The sequence below is a fragment of the Pseudomonas sp. 2835 genome (assembly GCF_050435905.1).
In the GTDB taxonomy this organism is placed as follows: domain Bacteria; phylum Pseudomonadota; class Gammaproteobacteria; order Pseudomonadales; family Pseudomonadaceae; genus Aquipseudomonas.
This window is the reverse complement of record NZ_JBNDLE010000002.1, coordinates 276,569-296,086: the sequence shown is the minus strand read 5'-3', so window position 1 is coordinate 296,086 and position 19,518 is coordinate 276,569. Positions and strand designations below refer to the sequence as shown.

17 protein-coding genes are annotated in these 19,518 nt (G+C 61.4%); 7 read left to right on the top strand and 10 right to left on the bottom strand.

The features are described 5' to 3' along the window. Window positions 1–27 precede the first annotated feature (27 nt). The 3 genes from ABIE20_RS03455 to ABIE20_RS03445 all read right to left on the bottom strand — a co-directional run bounded on the left by ABIE20_RS03455 (window position 28) and on the right by ABIE20_RS03445 (window position 2,233). The gene (locus ABIE20_RS03455; protein ID WP_429502803.1) at window positions 28–1,611 is read right to left on the bottom strand and encodes a peptide chain release factor 3; all 1,584 of its coding nucleotides are present in this window, start codon (window positions 1,609–1,611) and stop codon (window positions 28–30) included. A 105-nt stretch (window positions 1,612–1,716) separates the two neighbouring features. After that, on the bottom strand, window positions 1,717–2,046 hold the full coding sequence (locus tag ABIE20_RS03450) for an XRE family transcriptional regulator (protein ID WP_401289652.1): 330 nt from the start codon (window positions 2,044–2,046) through the stop codon (window positions 1,717–1,719). Continuing rightward, entirely contained in the window at window positions 2,039–2,233 is a 195-nt protein-coding gene (locus ABIE20_RS03445) for a type II toxin-antitoxin system RelE/ParE family toxin (RefSeq protein WP_429502800.1), read from the bottom strand. The genes ABIE20_RS03450 and ABIE20_RS03445 overlap by 8 nt, the downstream gene beginning before the upstream one ends. Window positions 2,234–2,807: 574 nt before the next feature. Here ABIE20_RS03445 and ABIE20_RS03440 point away from each other — a divergent pair. The 4 genes from ABIE20_RS03440 to ABIE20_RS03425 are packed head-to-tail and all read left to right on the top strand — an operon-like array spanning window position 2,808 to window position 6,244. Then, window positions 2,808–3,521: an ABC transporter permease gene (locus ABIE20_RS03440; protein ID WP_115088621.1), complete on the top strand. Its 714-nt coding sequence runs from the start codon at window positions 2,808–2,810 to the stop codon at window positions 3,519–3,521. A gap of 14 nt (window positions 3,522–3,535) precedes the next feature. Further along, entirely contained in the window at window positions 3,536–4,444 is a 909-nt protein-coding gene (locus ABIE20_RS03435) for a glycine betaine ABC transporter substrate-binding protein (RefSeq protein ID WP_429502798.1), read from the top strand. A 1-nt stretch (window position 4,445) separates the two neighbouring features. Then, window positions 4,446–5,093 (top strand): ABC transporter permease, encoded by a 648-nt coding sequence (locus ABIE20_RS03430; RefSeq protein ID WP_038996994.1) that lies wholly within the window; start codon window positions 4,446–4,448, stop codon window positions 5,091–5,093. Continuing rightward, a complete protein-coding gene (locus tag ABIE20_RS03425; RefSeq protein WP_429502795.1) occupies window positions 5,090–6,244 on the top strand; it encodes a betaine/proline/choline family ABC transporter ATP-binding protein in 1,155 nt (384 codons plus the stop codon). Before ABIE20_RS03430 ends, ABIE20_RS03425 begins: the two co-directional genes overlap by 4 nt. A gap of 143 nt (window positions 6,245–6,387) precedes the next feature. Here ABIE20_RS03425 and ABIE20_RS03420 read toward each other — a convergent pair whose 3' ends face one another. The 4 genes from ABIE20_RS03420 to ABIE20_RS03405 form a co-directional block, all read right to left on the bottom strand. Further along, the gene (locus ABIE20_RS03420) at window positions 6,388–8,826 is read right to left on the bottom strand and encodes a TonB-dependent siderophore receptor (RefSeq protein WP_429502794.1); all 2,439 of its coding nucleotides are present in this window, start codon (window positions 8,824–8,826) and stop codon (window positions 6,388–6,390) included. A 108-nt stretch (window positions 8,827–8,934) separates the two neighbouring features. Then, window positions 8,935–9,909: a FecR family protein gene (locus ABIE20_RS03415; protein ID WP_429502792.1), complete on the bottom strand. Its 975-nt coding sequence runs from the start codon at window positions 9,907–9,909 to the stop codon at window positions 8,935–8,937. Window positions 9,910–9,926: 17 nt separating this feature from the next. Further along, window positions 9,927–10,415: an RNA polymerase sigma factor gene (locus ABIE20_RS03410; protein ID WP_045196243.1), complete on the bottom strand. Its 489-nt coding sequence runs from the start codon at window positions 10,413–10,415 to the stop codon at window positions 9,927–9,929. Beyond that, complete coding sequence (locus ABIE20_RS03405; RefSeq protein WP_429502790.1) at window positions 10,378–10,677, bottom strand: hypothetical protein; 300 nt, start codon at window positions 10,675–10,677, stop codon at window positions 10,378–10,380. Before ABIE20_RS03405 ends, ABIE20_RS03410 begins: the two co-directional genes overlap by 38 nt. A gap of 386 nt (window positions 10,678–11,063) precedes the next feature. On the opposite strand from ABIE20_RS03405, the gene ABIE20_RS03400 reads away from it, so the two are divergent. Further along, on the top strand, window positions 11,064–12,227 hold the full coding sequence (locus ABIE20_RS03400; RefSeq protein WP_036993923.1) for a type III PLP-dependent enzyme: 1,164 nt from the start codon (window positions 11,064–11,066) through the stop codon (window positions 12,225–12,227). Window positions 12,228–12,310: 83 nt separating this feature from the next. On the opposite strand, the gene ABIE20_RS03395 is transcribed toward ABIE20_RS03400, so the two are convergent. The 3 genes from ABIE20_RS03395 to ABIE20_RS03385 all read right to left on the bottom strand — a co-directional run bounded on the left by ABIE20_RS03395 (window position 12,311) and on the right by ABIE20_RS03385 (window position 14,343). Beyond that, the gene (locus ABIE20_RS03395; protein ID WP_429502788.1) at window positions 12,311–12,799 is read right to left on the bottom strand and encodes a hypothetical protein; all 489 of its coding nucleotides are present in this window, start codon (window positions 12,797–12,799) and stop codon (window positions 12,311–12,313) included. A gap of 101 nt (window positions 12,800–12,900) precedes the next feature. Next, on the bottom strand, window positions 12,901–13,659 hold the full coding sequence (locus ABIE20_RS03390; RefSeq protein ID WP_429502786.1) for a tetratricopeptide repeat protein: 759 nt from the start codon (window positions 13,657–13,659) through the stop codon (window positions 12,901–12,903). Window positions 13,660–13,662: 3 nt separating this feature from the next. After that, complete coding sequence (locus ABIE20_RS03385; RefSeq protein ID WP_429502784.1) at window positions 13,663–14,343, bottom strand: Fe2+-dependent dioxygenase; 681 nt, start codon at window positions 14,341–14,343, stop codon at window positions 13,663–13,665. A 217-nt stretch (window positions 14,344–14,560) separates the two neighbouring features. On the opposite strand from ABIE20_RS03385, the gene ABIE20_RS03380 reads away from it, so the two are divergent. Further along, window positions 14,561–16,852, top strand: coding sequence for a TonB-dependent receptor (locus ABIE20_RS03380; protein WP_429502782.1), 2,292 nt, complete (start codon window positions 14,561–14,563; stop codon window positions 16,850–16,852). A 105-nt stretch (window positions 16,853–16,957) separates the two neighbouring features. Next, the gene (locus tag ABIE20_RS03375) at window positions 16,958–19,513 is read left to right on the top strand and encodes a PepSY domain-containing protein (RefSeq protein ID WP_429502780.1); all 2,556 of its coding nucleotides are present in this window, start codon (window positions 16,958–16,960) and stop codon (window positions 19,511–19,513) included. Window positions 19,514–19,518: the final 5 nt, after the last annotated feature.

The window sequence follows — 19,518 nt, the reverse complement described above, 5'->3', positions numbered from 1 at the left end:
CCGCAGTGAAGCGGCGGGGTCTGGCGATCAATGATGCTCGCGGGTGGCACGGAACTTCACATCCGGCCAGCGCTCTTCCATCAGCGCCAGGTTGACCCGGGTCGGCGCCAGGTAGGTCAGGTGACCACCGCCGTCGATGGCCAGGTTTTCCACGGCCTTGTTCTTGAATTCCTCAAGCTTCTTCTTGTCGTCGCAGCTGATCCAGCGCGCCGACCAGACGGTGATCGGCTCGTAGGCACATTCGACCTTGTACTCTTCCTTCAGGCGGCTGGCGACCACATCGAACTGCAGCACACCGACGGCGCCGAGGATGATGTCGTTGCTGCGCTCGGGGAAGAACACCTGGGTCGCGCCTTCCTCGGCCAGCTGCTGCAGGCCCTGGCGCAGTTGCTTGGACTTGAGCGGGTCTTTCAGGCGCACGCGGCGGAACAGTTCCGGAGCGAAGTGCGGGATACCGGTGAAGCCCAGGGCCTCGCCTTCGGTGAAGGTATCGCCGATCTGGATGGTGCCGTGGTTGTGCAGGCCGATGATGTCGCCGGCCCAGGCCTCTTCCAGTTGCTCACGCTCGGAGGAGAAGAAGGTCAGCGCGTCGCCGATGCGCAGGTCCTTGCCGGTGCGCACATGACGCATCTTCATGCCTTTTTCGTAACGGCCGGAGCAGATGCGCATGAAGGCGATACGGTCGCGGTGCTTGGGGTCCATGTTCGCCTGGATCTTGAAGACGAAACCGCTGAACTTCTCTTCGGTCGGCTCGACGGCGCGCTCGTTGGCCTCGCGCGGCAGCGGGCGTGGCGCCCAGTCGACGACGGCATCGAGCACATGGTCGACACCGAAGTTGCCCAGGGCGGTACCAAAGAACACCGGGGTCAGCTCGCCGCGCATGAACTCGTCCTGGTCGAACTCGTGGCAAGCGCCCTGTACCAGCTCCAGCTGCTCGAGGAAGCGCTCGTACTCGTCGCCCAAGTGGGCGCGGGCTTCATCGGAGTCGAGCTTCTCGATGATCTTCACCTCGGTCCGCTCGTGGCCGTGGCCCGGGGTGTAAACGATGATGTAGTCGCCGGCCAGGTGATACACGCCCTTGAAGTCGCGGTAGCAACCAATCGGCCAGGTGATCGGCGCCGCCTTGATCTTCAATACCGCTTCGATTTCGTCGAGCAGTTCGATCGGGTCGCGGATGTCACGGTCGAGTTTGTTGATGAAGCTGACGATCGGCGTGTCGCGCAGGCGGCAGACGTCCATCAGGGCGATGGTCCGCGGCTCGACGCCCTTACCGCCGTCGAGCACCATCAGCGCCGAGTCGACGGCGGTGAGGGTGCGATAGGTATCTTCCGAGAAGTCTTCGTGGCCCGGGGTGTCGAGCAGGTTGATCATGTGCTCGCGATAGGGGAACTGCATCACCGAGGTGGTGATGGAAATACCACGCTGCTTCTCCATTTCCATCCAGTCGGAGGTGGCATGGCGGTCGGACTTTCGCGATTTCACCGTACCGGCAACGGCAATCGCCTTGCCCATCAGCAACAGCTTCTCGGTGATGGTGGTCTTACCCGCATCGGGGTGGGAAATAATGGCGAAGGTGCGGCGTTTCGCGACTTCGGCGGCCTGGTTGGTCATGGGAAATCGCCTGGCAGGTGATTCAAAAAGGGCCAGTATCATACCCGAAGTCGAACGGGGACCAAAGCCTGAGGCCTCCGCCCGTCGCGCGAAGCGACGAGTACGCTATTTATGTCTAGCCATACTGTCAGTGAAGCCTTCAAGGGTCACAGGCCCGCGATCAGGCATATGTGCAACAAGCTCGAGTTTTCCGCCCATTGCCTCGACATAGTTGCGCAGGGTCGAAATCAGCATATCGCTGCGCTTTTCAATCTTGGAAATATTCGCCTGACGAATCTCCAGACGTCCGGCCATACCTTCCTGGGTCAACTCCAACTGTTTGCGCAACGCCTGCAGGGTCATTTCCTCGCGAATCAACTCACGTCCGCGTTGTTCGACACGCGCCCTTCGTTCGGGGGAAAGACTGTAGATGACTTCATCAAGTGTTCTAGACATGTTCTTCACCTCCTGACAGATACCTGTCGAAGCGCTCATCGGCGCGCCGAATCAAATTTCGATAAAACCGTTGCTGGCTGACTCCGGCCTTGTCACCCGCAACCAGGATAACGGCGCGACGCTTGGGATCGAACGCAAAAGCCACCCGCCAGACACCGTTCATAACGTCAAACCGCAGCTCCTTCATGTTGTGGTGTCAAGATCCATTCAATGTATCCACTCGCGGCCGCCCAAGGGCAGGCCCGCGACTCTCAAGCAACCTCAATTGTGCGAGCAGTTCGTCCTGAACCCTTTCATGAAAACCCTCGAAGTCAGCAAGAAACTCGGCACAAAAGCTGATTGACCATGACAACAAAATACCTCCAGAGGAATATTCCCTCAAGCGACTATCATGAATTTTCCGCTGCAATGCTGAGCTTCATGACGGACGGCCTGATAGCAGGCGCTTCAATAACACCAGGAAGGAAATGCCCGGTTTTTTCGTGCGAAGTTCCTCGTGTTTCAGGGATTAACGCTGGCCAAATGCCGCTTCAGATGGGAACCTTTACGGCTGTGGAGGCGTCCACTGCCCTGATACGCAATCGGTCATGACCGTTCGTCAGGGTTGGTTTCACCGGCACTACGAGCCTGACGAGGCTTCGCTTATGGCGTGTTCCGTTCCGTTTCCGGACAACGCGCTGCTTATCGCGATCACACTGCCTGCCGCCTGGAATGGTGGCCGCCACGGGAGTGTGTTCGCCGACAACAAAAGGAGTCCGCCTGTGGCTAAAAGCTATGGCAAGGGGCTGATGGGATGTGCCTTCGTGCTCGTCATCCTGGCCCTGCTGATCCACTGGATCGGCATCGATACGATCGCGCACTACCGCGCCGATCTGTGGTTCTACCTGCAAGCGCACCTGATGCTGGTGTTGCTGTCGATGGTGGCGGCGTTAGCCGTGGGCATACCCGCTGGGATTGCCTTGAGTCGACCGCACCGGGTCGACCGCGCCGAACGCTTCATGCAGTTTTTCAACATTGGCAACACCATCCCCCCTCTGGCCGTTCTGGCCATTGCCCTGAGTTTCCTGGGCATTGGCGCCGGTCCCGCGATCTTCGCGCTGTTCCTCGCTTCCCTCCTGCCGATCGTGCGCAACACCTACGAAGGCCTGAAAAACGTTCCCGCCTCGCTCAAGGAAGCCGCCACCGGCATCGGCATGACCCCGCGCCAGACCCTCTGGCGGGTCGAGCTACCCAACGCCGTGCCAATCATCGTCGGTGGCGTGCGGGTGGCCCTGGCGATCAACGTCGGTACCGCACCGCTGTCGTTCCTGATCGGCGCCAACAGTCTGGGCAGCCTGATTTTCCCCGGTATTGCCTTGAACAATCAGCCGCAACTGCTGCTCGGCGCTGCCTGTACCGCCCTGCTCGCCCTGCTGCTCGACGCCCTGGTGGCGCAGTCCAGCCGCCGTTGGCTTGAACGCGGCCTGGCCCACTAAGCGAAGGAACTGTCATGAAAAGAATCGCCTTGTTGTTGGGCGCGGCCCTGCTGTTCGCAGGATTTGCCCAGGCCGCGAGCAAACCTGTGATCCGCCTCGGTGCGCGGGTCTTCACCGAACAAACGGTGCTGGCCGAAATCACCGCCCAGTACCTCAACCAGCATGGTTTTGACGTGCGCATCACCGGCGGCCTGGGCAGTAACCTGGCCCGAAGCGCCCACGAAACCGGCCAGCTGGACATGGTCTGGGAATACACCGGTGTCTCGCTGGTGTCCTATAACCACATCGAAGAACGCATGCCCAGCGCAGCGGCCACCTACGCCAGGGTCAAGGAGCTGGATGCGCAAAAAGACCTGATCTGGCTGACACCGTCGAAGTTCAGCAACACCTACGCCCTGGCCCTGCCGCGCAAGGTTGCCGACCAGTACCCGCAGGTCAACAGCATCAGCGAGCTGAACCAGGTGCTGCGCGACGAGAAGGACCGCACCCACGTGGTGGCCCTGGACACCGAGTTCGCCAACCGCCCCGACGGCCTGGTGGGCCTGACCGAAACCTACGACCTGCAACTGACTCGCCGCGACATCCGCCAGATGGACGCCGGCCTGGTCTACACCGCGCTACGCAACGGCCAGGTGTTCAGTGGCCTGGTGTACACCACCGACGGGCGCCTGAGCGCCTTCGACCTCAAGCTGCTGGAAGACGACAAGCACTACTTCCCCGACTACACCGCAGCCCCGGTGGTGCACAAGGCCGTGCTCGACGCCAACCCGCAACTGGCCAGCCTGCTCAAGCCGCTGGCCGAGCAGCTCGACGACGAGACCATGCGCCAACTCAACGCCAAGGTCGATGTCGAACACCAGAGCCCGGGCAAAGTCGCCGCTGAGTACCTGCGCCAGCACCCACCTGCACAGGAGCAGCCATAACATGCTCGATACCTTTACCCACCTTGACTGGGCCCAGGTACTGCACCTGACCTGGCAGCACATCACCCTGGTCGGCATCGCCGTCAGCCTGGCGATCCTCTTCGGAGTGCCGTTGGGCATCCTCATGACCCGCTTCCCGGCCCTCGCCGGCCCCCTGCAGGCCAGCGCCACGGTGCTGCTGACCATCCCCTCGATCGCCCTGTTCGGCCTGCTGCTGCCGTTCTATTCCAAATTCGGCCAGGGCCTGGGCCCACTGCCGGCGATCACCGCGGTGTTCCTCTATTCGCTGTTGCCGATCCTGCGCAACACCTACCTGGCTCTGACCAACGTCGAGCCGGGCATACGTGAAGCCGCTCGCGGCATCGGCATGACCTTCGGCCAGCGCCTGCGCATGGTTGAGCTGCCCATCGCCGTGCCAGTGATCCTCGCCGGCGTGCGCACCGCCGTGGTGATGAACATCGGCGTCATGACCATCGCCGCGACCATCGGCGCCGGTGGCCTGGGCGTGCTCATTCTCACCTCCATCAGCCGCAGCGACATGTCGATGCTGCTGGTCGGCGCCGTGCTGGTGAGCCTCCTGGCCATCTTCGCCGACCTGCTGCTGCAAGCCCTGCAACGCTCTCTGACTCCAAAAGGACTGCGCCCATGATCGAACTTCAGAACCTCAGCAAGACCTTTCACGCCAACGGTAAAGACGTCAAAGCCGTCGACTCCGTCAGCCTGACCGTCAATGAAGGCGAGATCTGCGTGTTCCTCGGCCCCTCCGGTTGCGGCAAGAGCACCACGCTGAAAATGATCAACCGCCTGATCGCGCCGACCTCGGGCAAGGTGCTGATCAACGGCGAAGACACCACCGGCCTTGATGAAGTGACCCTGCGCCGACGCATCGGCTACGTGATCCAGCAGATCGGCCTGTTCCCCAACATGACCATCGAAGAGAACATCACCGTGGTCCCGCGCCTGCTCGGCTGGGACAAGCAGAAATGCCATGAGCGCGCCCGCGAGCTGATGAGCATGATCAAGCTCGAGCCCAAGCAGTACCTGCAGCGCTACCCGCGCGAATTGTCGGGGGGCCAACAACAGCGCATCGGCGTTATCCGCGCCCTGGCTGCCGAAGCCCCCTTGCTGCTGATGGACGAACCGTTCGGTGCGGTCGACCCGATCAACCGCGAGATGATCCAGAACGAGTTCTTCGAGATGCAGCGGGCCCTGAACAAGACCGTGATCATGGTCAGCCACGACATCGACGAGGCGATCAAGCTGGGCGACAAGATCGCGATCTTCCGCGCCGGCAAGCTGATCCAGATCGACCACCCGGACACCCTGCTGGCGCACCCTGCCGACGACTTCGTCAGCAACTTCGTTGGCCAGGACAGCACCCTCAAGCGCCTGTTGCTGGTGCGTGCCGAAGACGCCGCCGACAACGCGCCATCAGTAAGCCCGGAAACGCCAGTGGCCGATGCCCTGGAGCTGATGGACGAACATGACCGCCGCTACGTGGTGGTTACCGACGGGCAGAACAAGGCCATGGGTTACGTGCGCCGTCGCGACCTGCACCGCCAGCAAGGCAGCTGCGCTGATTTTCTGCGCACCTTCAACGCCACCGCCTCGCACGATGAGCACCTGCGCATCCTGTTGTCGCGGATGTATGAGTTCAATCGCTCGTGGCTGCCGGTGCTGGATGCCGAGCAGGTGTTCCTCGGCGAGGTGACCCAGGAATCGATCGCCGCTTACCTGAGCTCGGGGCGTTCGCGGGGGGGCAAGACCAGCATTGTGTCGCCGGCAGAAGCGGTCGCGTAACGCTGAAAAGCATCGCGGGGCAAGTCGGGGGGGGGGGGCCCCCCCCCCCCCCCCGGGGGGGGGGGGGGGGGGGCGCCCCCCCCCCCCCCCAACTTGTGGGGGGGGGGGGGGGCCCCCGACCCGACTTACCCCGCGATCAGGCCTCAGAAGCCGACACTGGCCTGCACATAGAAGGTGCGCGGCTCACCCAGGTAGATCCCCGAGTTGTTGTCGCTGGAGCGGGTGTAGTACTGCTTGTCGAAGATGTTCTTCACCCCGGCGGCCAGCTTGAGGTTCGCCAGTTCCTTGCCGAAGTCATAGCCACCGCGCGCCGCCCAGGTCACGTAGCCCGGAATGTCGCCGTACTGGCCATCGGCACTCGGCTCGGTGATGTAATTGCCGTTGAAGCTGCCGTCAGCATTCATGCCGGTACCCGGTGCGCGCTGTTTCGACTGAGCGTAGGCATCGAGGTTCCAGGTCCAGCGATTGATCTCATAACGCAGCCCGGCGTTGACGATCTGCCGCGAGTAAAACGGCAGGTCGCGGCCCTTGAAACCAGGAATCTCGCCTTCATAAGTGGCACGGGTGTAGGTGAACCCGGCATTGGCACTCAGGCCCTGCAAACGCGGGTCGAGCCCCGACAGGTCGTAGTGCATGGAGGCTTCAATACCCTGATGCTTGGTGGCGCCGAGGTTGGTCCAGCCAATGTCGTTGCTGATGTACTGCAGCTCATCATCGAAATCGATGTAGAACGCGGTCAGCTCACCGCCCCAGGTACCGTTGTTGTAGCGGGTGCCCACTTCATAGGTCTTGGCTTTCTCGGCCTGCAGACCGTTGGCGGTCTGGTCGCCGCTGCCGCCCTGGCCAAGCTGGAAGTACTGCAGGCTGCCGAACGAGGTCTCGTAGTTGGCGAACAGCTTCCATTCATCCGACAGGTGATACATCACGCTCAGCGCCGGTAGTGGCTCGTTGCTGGTCACACTGCGGTTCTTTTCCTGCACCGGCACGCCGTTGGTGCCACGCACCGGGCGCTCATGCCAGTCGGTGTTGATGTGCTCGAAACGGATACCCGGGGTGATGGTCCAGTTGCCAACATCAATCTTGTCATCGATGTAGTAAGCGCTGGCCTCGGTGCCGCCGGTGCGGTCCTGGAATACATGGCCGTCGGAGCTCGGGGTCACGGTCGGCACGTTATTGATCAGTGCCAGGCGGGTTGACTGCTCGTGCATCGCTTCTTTCAGGTAGCGGTAGCCGACGCTGACTTCCTGGGTGGTGGGGCCTGCGAAGAAGATCCGCGATAGCCGCGGCTCGATGGCGAAGGTGTGGTAGCTGCGCGGGTATGACGACAGGGTCTTCTGGTCGCGGGCAGCAATGCTGCTGCCGCGGAAGCTGTCGGTATAGTAAGTCTGCACTTCGAACTGGGTGACGTCGTCGATCTGGCGCAGGTACTTGAAGGACACATCCTTGCGTCGGCCGCTGAAGGTGTCGTAGTCGCGGTCGGACTGGTACGGGTCGTCGTCGAACTGGGCCTGGGTCAGACCGCCGGGCATGTCGGCCTTGGCGTCGTAGTAATGAAAGTTGAGCCAGAATTCGTCACTGTCGGTCACCGCCCAATGGGTCTTGAGCAACACGTCATCGATATCGTTGTCGTTGTCGCTGCTGCGATAGCCGTTGCCGTTGACCCCGGAGTACAGCAAGGCTGCACCCAGGCCATTGTCGGCAGTGCCGCCGAGGAAGGCCGACTCGATGTGCTTCCAGCCGCCATGGCGGGAGGTTTCCATCGTGGTCGACAGCTCACCGGTGGCTTTCTCGGGAATGGCGCGGGTGACGAAGTTGATCACCCCGCCGACGTTCTGCGGGCCATAGCGCACAGACCCGGCACCGCGTACCACGTCGATGCTGTCGAGGTTGCCGGAAGAGATCGGCGCCATCGACAGTTGCGGCTGGCCGTAAGGCGCGAACGCCGCCGGGATGCCATCGATCAATACCGTGGAGCGTGGCGACAGCCGCGAGGTCAGGCCACGCACACCGACGTTCAGGGCGATATCGCTGCCGCCGGTGCCGTTGGAATCCTGCACCTGGACACCCGGTACCCCGCGCAGCACGTCGCGTACGTTCAATGCGCCCTGCTCGATCATCGCTTCGCGGCGCACCACGGTACGCGCTCCGGGATGGTTGTGAACCACCGCTTCTTCGGCGCTGCCCAGCCAGTCACCAACAACCTTGACGTCGGTGGGCGCAAGCTCAAGGCTGCCGGTGCTAAGGGTTCCGGCAGTCTGCGCAGGGTGCAGGACGACGGTGCCCTGGGAAATTTCATAAGTCAGGCCGCTGCCCTCAAGCAACGCCCGCAGCGCCTCTTCCGGTTGCAGGTTGCCGGAGACTGCTGGCGCCTGCTTGCCGGCCACCAACTCGGGGCTGAAGAACAGCTGCAGCGAGGTCTGCTGGCCCAGTTGGCTCAACGCCGAAGCCAGCGGCTGGGCCTGGATCTGAATGCTGTCCGGTGCTGGGGCGGCAGAAGTGCTGGCGATACCGCCGCTGACAGCCAGGGCCAGGGCCAAGGGCAACCAGCGGGAAGAACGCGGGGAAAACTTGTTGTTGTTCACGTCGTCGAGAGGTCCTGAGGGTCCATATAGATGTCAATGCCATGCAAATGGAAATGCTTGACAGTTGCAGTTGGCCAGGAAGACGAACAACTGAAAAAAAACCTGAATTTATTTTGCGATTATTTCGCTGGAGCCGTCGGCATGGGCTTTGATCGCCACCGGCAGGATGCTTGGCAGCGCCCGCAGCAAGGCGTCGGTATCGTCGGCGTTGAAGGTGCTGCTCAGGCGCAGCGCGGCAATCTTGCCGGGGGCTACACGCAACGGCTGCTCACGGTAGCGCGAGACTTCCTTGACCACCTCGCTAAGCGGCGCATCGTCGAACACCAGCTTGCCCTTGCGCCAGGCTGTCACCGCTGCGGCATCTACCGCGTAGGGTGCCGCGACCTGGCCGCGGGCATCGATATGCGACCCAAGGCCTGCGGTCAGCAAGGCTTTGGAAGCATCGCGGCCGTCAATCCGCACCGAGCCGTTCTCGACCGCCACGCGGGTTTGCTCCGGGTCCTGGCGCACATCAAAACGCGTGCCGGTCACCGTCACCGTGCCATTGCCGGTGCTGACCACGAAGGGCCGCTGGCTGTCGTGGGCGACGCTGAACATCACCTCGCCCTCGCGCAATTGGACATGCCGCTGACCGGCACTAAATTGCACGACCAGTTGCGTACGACCGTTGACCTCCAGTTGTGAGCCATCCGGCAGGTCGAGCAGTCGCCGCTCGCCCAGGGCGGTTTGCACCTGGTCCTGGAAATTGAGTTGATGCTGCTGCCAGCCAAACCAGCCCAGCCCCAACGCCAGGGTCGCGACGCCGGCCGCCAGCGCCTGGCGAACAAAACGCCGACGCGGCAACTGGCTGACCGGATCGGCCTGGCACAGGGTCTGGAGACGTGCGCGCGGCACCTGCCCGGCAGCGCCCCAGAGCATGCCAAGCAGATCGAATTCAGCTTGATGCTGCGGGTGCTCGGCCAGCCAGCGCTGCAACTCGCCCTGTTGCTCCGGTGCCAGGACGCCATCGCAGCTGCGGGCAAACCACTGGGCTGCCTGCTCGCGCACGGTCTCGTTGCCGCACGGGCACGCCTGCTGATTCATGAAAACATTCGCCTGACTCATCTCGTCGACACATCCAGGTGCTCACGCAGATGCCGGAGCGTGCGGATCATATACTTTTCGACCATGTTCTTGGTCAAGCCCATGCGCTCGGCGATCTCGGCCTGGGTCAGGCCTTCGAGCTTCTGCCAGATGAACACCCGCCGGCAGTTGAGCGGCAGTTCGGCCAAGGCTCGTTCGACGCTGTCGGCCAGCTCCACGGCATTCATGTAGGCCTCGGGATCGCCGCTGGCGTCGATGCCCGGCTCGAAGGCGTCCTGCTCCAGGGCCTGGCGTCGGTCTTCACGGCGGTAGCCGTCCACGGCAATGTTGCGCGCGGTCTGATGCAAATAGGCGCGCGGTTGTTCGACCCCCGCCTGGTCATTTTCCAGTACCCGCACAAACGCATCATGCGCCAGGTCCTCGGCCTGCTGACGACTGCGCAGTTTGCGCGTCCAGGTGCCGATCAGCTCATGGTAGTGGTCGAGAAAGCCTTTGTGTCGCGACACGATGCACAGCTCTTCGCAGGCGATGAGGAATGGCGCGAATAGTAATGTTTCTTATTAAGGCCGGCAATCGAAGATCACCACTGCCGACGAAGCGTGCGAGCGGAAAAAAAATCACGAAAAAATGTGTAGATGACCGGTTGCCAGAGCGGAAAAAAATATGAACGGCCAGCCTTCGATTCAAGGTCACGCCGCAAGCCCATTGCACCCCAAAATTACCGCCTTTTCCTGCACTTTCGCCGCCAACTTCGACCATTGCATTCATTTGCGTGTTCTACGAAAGATACCGGCGTATACCGGTATTTTTAACGCTTTTGTCATCAAATTGAACATCTACTGTTTACCTAGGTCGGTTAAAAAGTGGCTGACCAACCCAGGGCGACGGACGTGTGCAAAAACGCGACATTTTTTGTTGATCTCGAGCCCCTCAGGTCCTAAAGTTCGCGCCGAACGTCCATGCTGGAAACGATCCATCCGGCTCAAGTACTGACGACGAGACAGCAAGGTCACCCGTAGCTCGCTTCATCATGCACGGTTGACCTTTTTGCTTTCGGCGACATGCCTTGGGAAGTAGGCGAACCAAAGTGGGGATACGGAGGACGTTCAGTTGCAGCCACTTATTTTTTCAGTTTGCCCATGGAGTCCCTAAGCATGTCGATTCAGGTCGAAGACTACTTCGCGCGCGATACCTTCCAGAAAATGAAGGCCTTCGCCGACAAGCAAGAAACCCCGTTCGTGCTCATCGACACGCAGATGATCAGCCAGGCCTACGACGACCTGCGCGCCGGTTTCGAATTCGCCAAGGTCTATTACGCGGTCAAGGCCAACCCTGCCGTGGAGATCATCGACCTGCTCAAGGAAAAGGGTTCGAGCTTCGATATCGCTTCGATCTACGAGCTGGACAAAGTGATGGGCCGCGGTGTCAGCGCCGATCGCATCAGCTATGGCAACACCATCAAAAAATCCAAGGACATCCGCTACTTCTACGAGAAGGGCGTGCGCCTGTACGCCACCGACTCCGAAGCTGACCTGCGCAACATCGCCAAGGCCGCCCCGGGCTCGAAAGTCTACGTGCGCATCCTCACCGAAGGCTCGACCACCGCCGACTGGCCGCTGTCGCGCAAGTTCGGCTGCCAGACCGACATGGCCATGGACCTGCTGATCCTCGCCCGCGACCTGGGCCTGGTGCCTTACGGCGTGTCGTTTCACGTGGGTTCGCAACAGCGCGACATCAGCGTCTGGGATGCGGCAATCGCCAAAGTGAAGGTGATCTTCGAGCGCCTGAAAGAAGAAGACGGCATCGAGCTCAAGCTGATCAACATGGGCGGCGGCTTCCCGGCCAACTACATCACCCGTACCAACAGCCTGGAAACCTACGCCGAGGAAATCATTCGCTTCCTCAAGGAAGACTTCGGCGACGACCTGCCGGAAATCATCCTCGAGCCAGGCCGTTCGCTGATCGCCAACGCCGGTATCCTGGTCAGTGAAGTGGTGCTGGTGGCGCGCAAGTCGCGTACCGCCGTCGAGCGTTGGGTGTACACCGATGTGGGCAAGTTCTCCGGCCTGATCGAAACCATGGACGAGTCGATCAAGTTCCCGATCTGGACCGAGAAGAAAGGCGAGATGGAAGAAGTGGTGATCGCAGGCCCGACCTGTGACAGTGCCGACATCATGTACGAGCACTACAAGTACGGCCTGCCGCTGAACCTGGCGATCGGTGACCGTCTGTACTGGCTGTCGACCGGCGCCTACACCACCAGCTACAGCGCGGTGGAATTCAACGGCTTCCCGCCGCTGAAAGCCTACTACCTGTAACACAAAAAACCGGGGGCATCATTGCCCCCGGGCTCCCTTGGTCATCATCTGCGTGATCAGGGCTATCAATGCGTGAGCAAGGTCTACAGGACTTCCTTAATCCTGACCGCGAAGCTCAATGGCGCACCTTCATATGCATTCAAATACCTGTCGCCATCCCGATTCCTGTCGTAGCTCTTTATCTCGTGACCCTCATAGTCACGCAGGATGAAGTGGCGTTCATGCTGACCGTACCACTCAGCGCGCGGCTGAACTTTCCAGAAGAAGGTAATTTCGTTTTTACCGTACAAGCCGAGATAGCCGCCACTACTTCTGCCCAGCTTCTTCCCCAGGTAACCATCGACCTTGGATGCGCAGGTAATGTCGTAATGAATCCGGTCACCTTGATCTTCAACGAACTGAAAACGAAAATCGATCGGCCGTACTCGCAGCCCATGCCCCACTATCTGTAGCCAGCCACTTTCTGCAAAATCAAATTCGGTACGTTGTGCACTGATGCCAACCTGTCCTGAACGGCCGGCTTTGGTTGAATACAGGGTAGCGATAAACGATTTATCAACAGGATCCACCATTCTCAAGTCCTTTAAAATATCGGGCAGGCACTTGAGCTTGGGCGTTTCGTCATGAGCAGGGCAGGCTGCATTGATTCCCTGCAAACTCGTCGAAGGCTTTGCTAAGGGTGAAGTTGCATAAACGTCAGCCGTTGCTCATAGGCTCGCAGGACAGGCAGCAAGCGCTCATCCTGAACCTGCCGCAGGGTGCAGACGCTACTGCGCAGGAAATTCAGATTGCCGCCTCGCAGCGCGACGTCGAACCAGGCTAATGCTGCATCAAGCTGATTGCTCTCGACCAACACCGTGGCGTAGCTGAACTGCCCGCGAAAATCACCCGCCTCGGCCGAGCGGCGATACCAGTCTTGCGCCTGGCCGACGTCCCGCTCACAGGCCAGCCCCTGCTCCAGATAACGCCCATAGAGGTTCATCGACTTGGCATGGCCCATGTGTGCAGCCTGTCGATAGCAGAGCAATGCCAAAGGATGGTTCTGAACCACCCCACGGCCAGTGCCCAGCAGGTTGGCGTAGTTGTACAGGCCCCAGTCCAGCCCCATTTCAGCAGCCTGGCGATATGCAGTGGCCGCAGCCGACACATCAGCCCCTCCTCCCCAGCCATGTTCCAGGCAGCGCCCGAGCATGTTGTGCGCCATGGCGCTGCCACGGCTGGCGGCGATGGCAAACCAGCGCCGGGCCAGGGCCGGGTCCTTCTCGATACCGCGTCCGTCGAGGAGTATCTGCCCAAGCAACAATTGCGCCTCGACGATGTCCTGCCCGGCGGCGGCCAGCAATGCCTGGGCCGCTTTGGCCGGGCTGTGTTCGAGCATCTGGGCGAACTGTTCGCTGTCCAGCTCCTGGCGATTGCGCAAGGCGAATGTCATGGCTCAGACCTCGACCCAGCGGCGCAACAGGTTGTGGTAAGTGCCGGTCAACTGGATCAGCGCCGGGTGATCCGGCACGTCGGCGCCCAGTTGCTGGATGGCCTGGTCCATTTCGTACAGCAGCGCGCGCTGGCTGTCTTCGCGCACCAGGCTCTGGGTCCAGAAGAACGCCGCATAACGCGCGCCGCGGGTCACCGGGTTGACCTTATGCAGGCTGGTGCCCGGATACAGCACCAGGTCCCCTGCCGCCAGCTTCACCTGCTGCACACCGAAGGTGTCCTGGATCACCAGCTCACCGCCGTCGTAGTCCTCGGGGTTGCTCAGAAACAACGTCGAGGACAGATCGGTGCGCACCCGCTCGTGGCTGCCACGAGGTTGGCGCAAGGCGTTGTCGATATGAAAATCGAAACTGCCGCCCTCCCGGTAGCAGTTGATCAGCGGTGGAAACACCTTGTGCGGTAACGCCGCCGACATGAACTGCGGGTGCTGCCACAGGCGTTCGATCAGCGCCGCACCGACTTCCTTGGCCAGCGGGTGACCTTCAGGTAACTGCAGGTTGTGCTTGGCCTTGGCCGATTGGTAGCCCGCGGTGATCTTGCCATCGGCCCATTCGGTCTGCTCCAGCGCCTGGCGAATACGCAGGACCTCCTCGGTGGAAAACAGGCCGGAAATATGTAGCAGCATGGCGCGTGCACCTGAAGGTGAAAAGACGTCAATGGTATTGATTCCCATTGACTCTCTACAAGCCCTTTCGGCGGGTGGGACGTTTCAGCACGAAAAAACCGCCAGTCACAAAATGTAAAGATTGTAAATTCCGCACAAATAGCAATTCTTCTCAATTGTTACTCATATTTGTTTACATTATATTTCGCGGCCTAAAAACCTGGGGAAGGGGACCACCATGCCGCGTCACAACGTGCCTACCGCTGTCAGTTCACCACGCTTGCTCACCTGCGCCATTGGTGTAGCGCTCACCGCTACCTCCGCTGGGCACATGGCGTTTGCCGCCGATGCCGAGCCAGCCAAGGACGGTGCCATCGCCTTGGATGCCACCAGCGTCACCGGCCAGGCGGAAGCGGCCAGCACTGACTACAAGGTCGAACGTGCGTCTTCGCAGAAGTACACCGCGCCACTGGTGGATATTCCGCGCACCGTGACAGTGGTCCCCCAGCAAGTCATCAAGGACACCAACGCCCTTAACCTGCAGGACGCCCTGCGCACAGTGCCAGGCATCACCATGGGTGCCGGCGAAGGTGGCAACCCGTCCGGCGACCGTCCGTTCATTCGCGGTTTCGACTCGCAGAGCTCGATGTACCTGGATGGCGTTCGTGACACCGGCTCGCAAACCCGGGAAATCTTCGCCATCGAATCGGTCGAAGTGGCCAAGGGCCCGAACTCGGCCATTGGTGGCCGCGGCGCGGCAGGCGGCACCATCAACCTGGTGAGCAAGCGCGCGCACCTGGGCAACTCTACCGATGGTGCCTTCACCTGGGGTTCGGACCAGACCAAACGCTACACCTTCGATGGCAACTACCAGTTCCTCGACACCGCCGCGTTCCGCCTCAACCTGATGAGCCACGAAAGCAACGTCGCCGGCCGCGACGAGGTCAACTATGACCGCTGGGGCGTGGCGCCGTCGCTGGTCTTCGGCCTGGGTACCGAGACCCGCCTGAGCCTGGATTACTACCACATGGAGAGCGATGACCTGCCTGACTCGGGCATCCCCTACAGCCTGAAATCCGGCAGCTCCGCCAACCGCACTTCGGCCAACCCGGACAAACCGACCGATGGCGGCGACAGCGACAACTTCTATGGCCTGGTCGGCCGTGACTTCTACAAGAGCCGCGCCGACATCACCACCATCGCCCTCGAGCACGACCTGAGCGATGCGCTGACGATCAAGAACACCCTGCGTCACGGCAACACCCTGCAGGACTACATCTTCAGCCAGCCTGACGACAGCAAGGGCAACATCCTCAACGGTGAAGTCTGGCGCCGTCCGAACAACCGCGTGGCCAACACCCGCACCACCACCAACCAGACCGACCTGTTCGGCGAGGTTTACATTGGCGGCTTCAAGAACAGCTTCTCGACCGGTATCGAGCTGAGCCGCGAAGCCTCGGTCAAGACCGGCTACAACGTCACCGGCTTTGCCTCCGGCAATTGCAGCAGCGCCACCGGACAGATCTCCGGAGTCTGCACCTCGTTCACCGATCCGAACCCGAACGCAGCCTGGGATGGCACCGTCAGCCGCACCTTGGCTGGCGCCGACACCACCAGCAACACCCGCGCTATCTACCTGACCGACACCCTGGAACTGGACCCGGCCTGGTTGCTGACCATGGGCCTGCGCTACGACCACTTCGACACCAAGGCCAAGACCAAAATCGCCAGCGGCGCGACCAGCTTCAAGACCGAAGACACCAGCGAGTTCGTCACCGGCCAGCTGGGCCTGACCTGGAAGCCAGCCGAGAACGGCAGCGTGTACATTTCCTACGCGACTTCGGCGACCCCGGCCGGTGCTTCGCTCGGTGAAGGCAGCGACGGCAATCCATTGCTGACCGCCACTACCACCAGCGACCTTAAGCCGGAAGAAACCACCAACTACGAAATCGGCACCAAATGGAACCTGTTGGACGAGCGCCTGGCCCTCACCGCAGCAATCTTCCGTACCGAAAAAGAGAACGCTCGTGTTCTGGTCAGCACCAACACTTACGAGAACGTCGGCAAGAGCCGGGTTGACGGCCTGGAACTGACCGCCACCGGCAAGCTGACCAACGACTGGCAGGTCTTCGCCGGCTACACCTACATGGATGCCAAGCTGATCGATGGGGGCAAGCAGAACGTCGGCGGCGTATTCGTCGACAGCCCGAACAACGGCAACCAGATGCCCAACACGCCGAACAACAGCCTGACCTTGTGGACTACCTACAATGTCACGCCGAAACTGACCGTCGGCGGCGGTGCCTTCTACGTCGATGACGTGTTCGGCAACGTCAACAACACCGTGATGGTCGATTCCTACTGGCGCTACGACGCTATGGCCAGCTACAAGCTGACCAAGAACGTCGACCTGCAGTTGAACGTACAAAACCTCACCAACGAGGTGTACTACGACAAAGCCTACGCTGCCCACTATGCCAACCAGGCCGCCGGGCGCACTGCCCTGCTGACCACCAGCTTCCACTTCTGACGGACGCTGACTGGCAAGCCCCGTTCATTTAGGTGAACGGGGCTTTTGTGTATCAAGGCATAATGTGCGTCGCATTCGCGTTTGCGACACGACAAGGTGATTGCTGTGGTGAAGAAATCCCTGTTTCAACTGCACTGGTTCTTCGGCATTACCGCAGGCCTGGTGCTGGCACTGATGGGCATTACCGGTGCCATCTGGTCGTTCCAGGATGAGCTGCTGGAGCTGTTCAACCCTGATGTGCTCACCGTCGAAGTACGCCAGGAAGGCGTGCTGCCAATGCCTGAGCTGGTGCGCAGGATTGAGGCCGAACAGGGCGACAAGGTCGCCATGCTCTGGGTCCAGGCCGACAACGATAAGGTGGCGCGGGTCTTCTTCACCCCTCCTCCGGGCGAACGCCGGGGCCTGATGCGCTATGCCGACCCTTACACCGGCAAGTTGCAGGGCGACGTCGCCGGCCAGGGCTTTTTCGACCTGATGCTGCAACTGCACCGTTTTCTGGCCATGGGCGATACCGGCCGGCAGATCACTGGTGCCTGTACCTTGATGCTGATTTTCTTCTGCCTGTCCGGCCTGTACCTGCGCTGGCCGCGCAAGGCGTTGAACTGGCGGACCTGGCTGACCCTGGACTGGGCCAAGAAGGGCCGCGCCTTCAACTGGGACCTGCACGCCGTGGCCGGTACCTGGTGCCTGCTGTTCTACTTGCTGTTTGCCCTGACCGGTTTGTTCTGGAGCTACGAGTGGTACCGCGAAGGCCTGAACAAGCTGCTCGCCGACAGCCCGGCCGCTGGCCAGCAACACAAGCGTGGCGAAGGCCGCGGCGGACGCCCCGGTGGAGCGACGAGTAAAGACGCCAAGCCGCTGGTGGTCGACTACGACGCCGTGTGGGCCAGCCTGCAAGCCGCCGCCGGCCCCGGTATGACCAGCTACAACCTGCGCCTGCCGCCAGCTGGCGGGCAACCAGCGATGATCTTCTACCTGCTTGAAGGCGCCGAACATGAACGTGCGCTCAACACCCTGAACCTCGACCCGGCCACAGGCAAGGTGAAGAGCAACGAGCGCTACGCCGACAAGTCGTTCAAGGCGCAATTGCTGGCCAGCGTCTATGCCCTGCACGTCGGCAGTTACTTCGGCCTGACCGGGCGCATTGTGGTGACCATCGCCAGTTTGACCATGCCGCTGTTCTTCATCACCGGCTGGCTGCTGTATCTCGACCGTCGACGTAAAAAGCGTCAGGTGCGTGCCGCGCGGGGCAGCTTCGCGCCTTCGAACGGGCAGGACGGCGGCTGGCTGGTGGGCTTTGCCAGCCAGAGCGGCTTTGCCGAGCAACTGGCCTGGCAGAGTGCCGGGCAACTGCAGGCTGCAGGTCTGCCGGTGCAAGTGCGGCCACTGGCCGAACTCACCGAACAGGACCTCAACCAAGTGCAAAAAGCGCTGTTCGTCGTCAGTACCTTTGGCGACGGCGAAGCCCCCGACAGCGCTCGCGCTTTCGAGCGCAAGGTGCTTGGCCAGCCTTTGGCGCTGGGCGACCTGAACTACGCCCTGCTGGCCCTTGGCGACCGCCAGTACCCGCACTTTTGCGGCTTTGCCCGGCGCTTGCAGGCCTGGCTCGGCGAACGCGGCGCCACCAGCGCCTTCACCCCGGTTGAAGTCGACAGCGCCGACCCGGCGGCCCTGCAACACTGGCAACAGCAATTGGCCCAACTGACCGGCAGCGCGCCTCCGGCAGCCTGGCAGGCACCCGAATTTGCCAGCTGGACCTTGATCAGTCGCGAACTGATGAACCCGGGCAGTCAGGGCTCGGCTGTCTATCTGCTCGGCCTCAGGCCTGAGCAACCTGCGCAGTGGGAAGCTGGAGACCTGGTGGAGATCCTGCCGCGTAACAGTGCCCACAGTCTTGAGCAGTTTCTCAAGGGCCTGGGGCTTGATGGCGAAACTCCCGTGCAGGTCGAAGGCCTGCAAGAGAGCCTGCTGCAGGCCCTGGCCAATCGTCAGTTGCCCAAAAGCCGCGAGCACCTGGTCGGCCTGCATGCACAAGCACTGGTCGATGCGTTGATTCCGCTGGCAGCGCGGGAATACTCGATTGCCTCGATCGCCAGTGACGGCGTGCTCGAGCTGATCGTGCGCCAGGAACGCCACCCCGATGGCAGCCTCGGCCTGGGCTCAGGCTGGCTGACAGAGCACCTGGCTGTGGATAACAGCGTCAGCCTGCGCCTGCGCCGCAACAGCGGCTTCCACCTGCCGCCACCCGCCACGCCGATGATCCTGATCGGCAACGGTACCGGGCTAGCCGGGCTGCGCAGCCTGCTCAAGGGCCGCATTGTGGCCGGCGAGCGGAGCAACTGGCTGCTGTTCGGCGAACGCAACCAGGCCTATGACTTCCTGTGTGGGGATGAACTGCAAGGCTGGCAGCGCAGCGGCGATCTGGCGCGGCTGGAGCTGGCCTTCTCCCGCGACCAGAGCCACAAGGTGTATGTGCAGGACCGTTTGCGCGAGCAGGCGACAGAACTGCGGCGCTGGCTCGACCAGGGTGCATCGATCTATATCTGCGGCAGTTTGCAGGGCATGGCCAGTGGCGTTGATGAGGTGCTCAACGAAGTGCTCGGGGCTGTCGAGGTTGAGCGGTTGATCGAGCAGGGGCGTTATCGGCGGGATGTGTACTAAGCCTT

What these genes read in the sequence shown, in the direction of transcription:
- ABIE20_RS03455 (WP_429502803.1), bottom strand. Translation starts at nt 1,611, where the DNA reads ATGACCAACCAGGCCGCCGAAGTCGCGAAACGCCGCACCTTCGCCATT.
- ABIE20_RS03425 (WP_429502795.1), top strand. Translation starts at nt 5,090, where the DNA reads ATGATCGAACTTCAGAACCTCAGCAAGACCTTTCACGCCAACGGTAAA.
- ABIE20_RS03430 (WP_038996994.1), top strand. Translation starts at nt 4,446, where the DNA reads ATGCTCGATACCTTTACCCACCTTGACTGGGCCCAGGTACTGCACCTG.
- ABIE20_RS03390 (WP_429502786.1), bottom strand. Translation starts at nt 13,659, where the DNA reads ATGACATTCGCCTTGCGCAATCGCCAGGAGCTGGACAGCGAACAGTTC.
- ABIE20_RS03450 (WP_401289652.1), bottom strand. Translation starts at nt 2,046, where the DNA reads ATGTCTAGAACACTTGATGAAGTCATCTACAGTCTTTCCCCCGAACGA.
- ABIE20_RS03395 (WP_429502788.1), bottom strand. Translation starts at nt 12,799, where the DNA reads ATGGTGGATCCTGTTGATAAATCGTTTATCGCTACCCTGTATTCAACC.
- ABIE20_RS03435 (WP_429502798.1), top strand. Translation starts at nt 3,536, where the DNA reads ATGAAAAGAATCGCCTTGTTGTTGGGCGCGGCCCTGCTGTTCGCAGGA.
- ABIE20_RS03445 (WP_429502800.1), bottom strand. Translation starts at nt 2,233, where the DNA reads ATGAAGGAGCTGCGGTTTGACGTTATGAACGGTGTCTGGCGGGTGGCT.
- ABIE20_RS03400 (WP_036993923.1), top strand. Translation starts at nt 11,064, where the DNA reads ATGTCGATTCAGGTCGAAGACTACTTCGCGCGCGATACCTTCCAGAAA.
- ABIE20_RS03415 (WP_429502792.1), bottom strand. Translation starts at nt 9,909, where the DNA reads ATGAATCAGCAGGCGTGCCCGTGCGGCAACGAGACCGTGCGCGAGCAG.
- ABIE20_RS03405 (WP_429502790.1), bottom strand. Translation starts at nt 10,677, where the DNA reads ATGAATGCAATGGTCGAAGTTGGCGGCGAAAGTGCAGGAAAAGGCGGT.
- ABIE20_RS03385 (WP_429502784.1), bottom strand. Translation starts at nt 14,343, where the DNA reads ATGCTGCTACATATTTCCGGCCTGTTTTCCACCGAGGAGGTCCTGCGT.
- ABIE20_RS03380 (WP_429502782.1), top strand. Translation starts at nt 14,561, where the DNA reads ATGCCGCGTCACAACGTGCCTACCGCTGTCAGTTCACCACGCTTGCTC.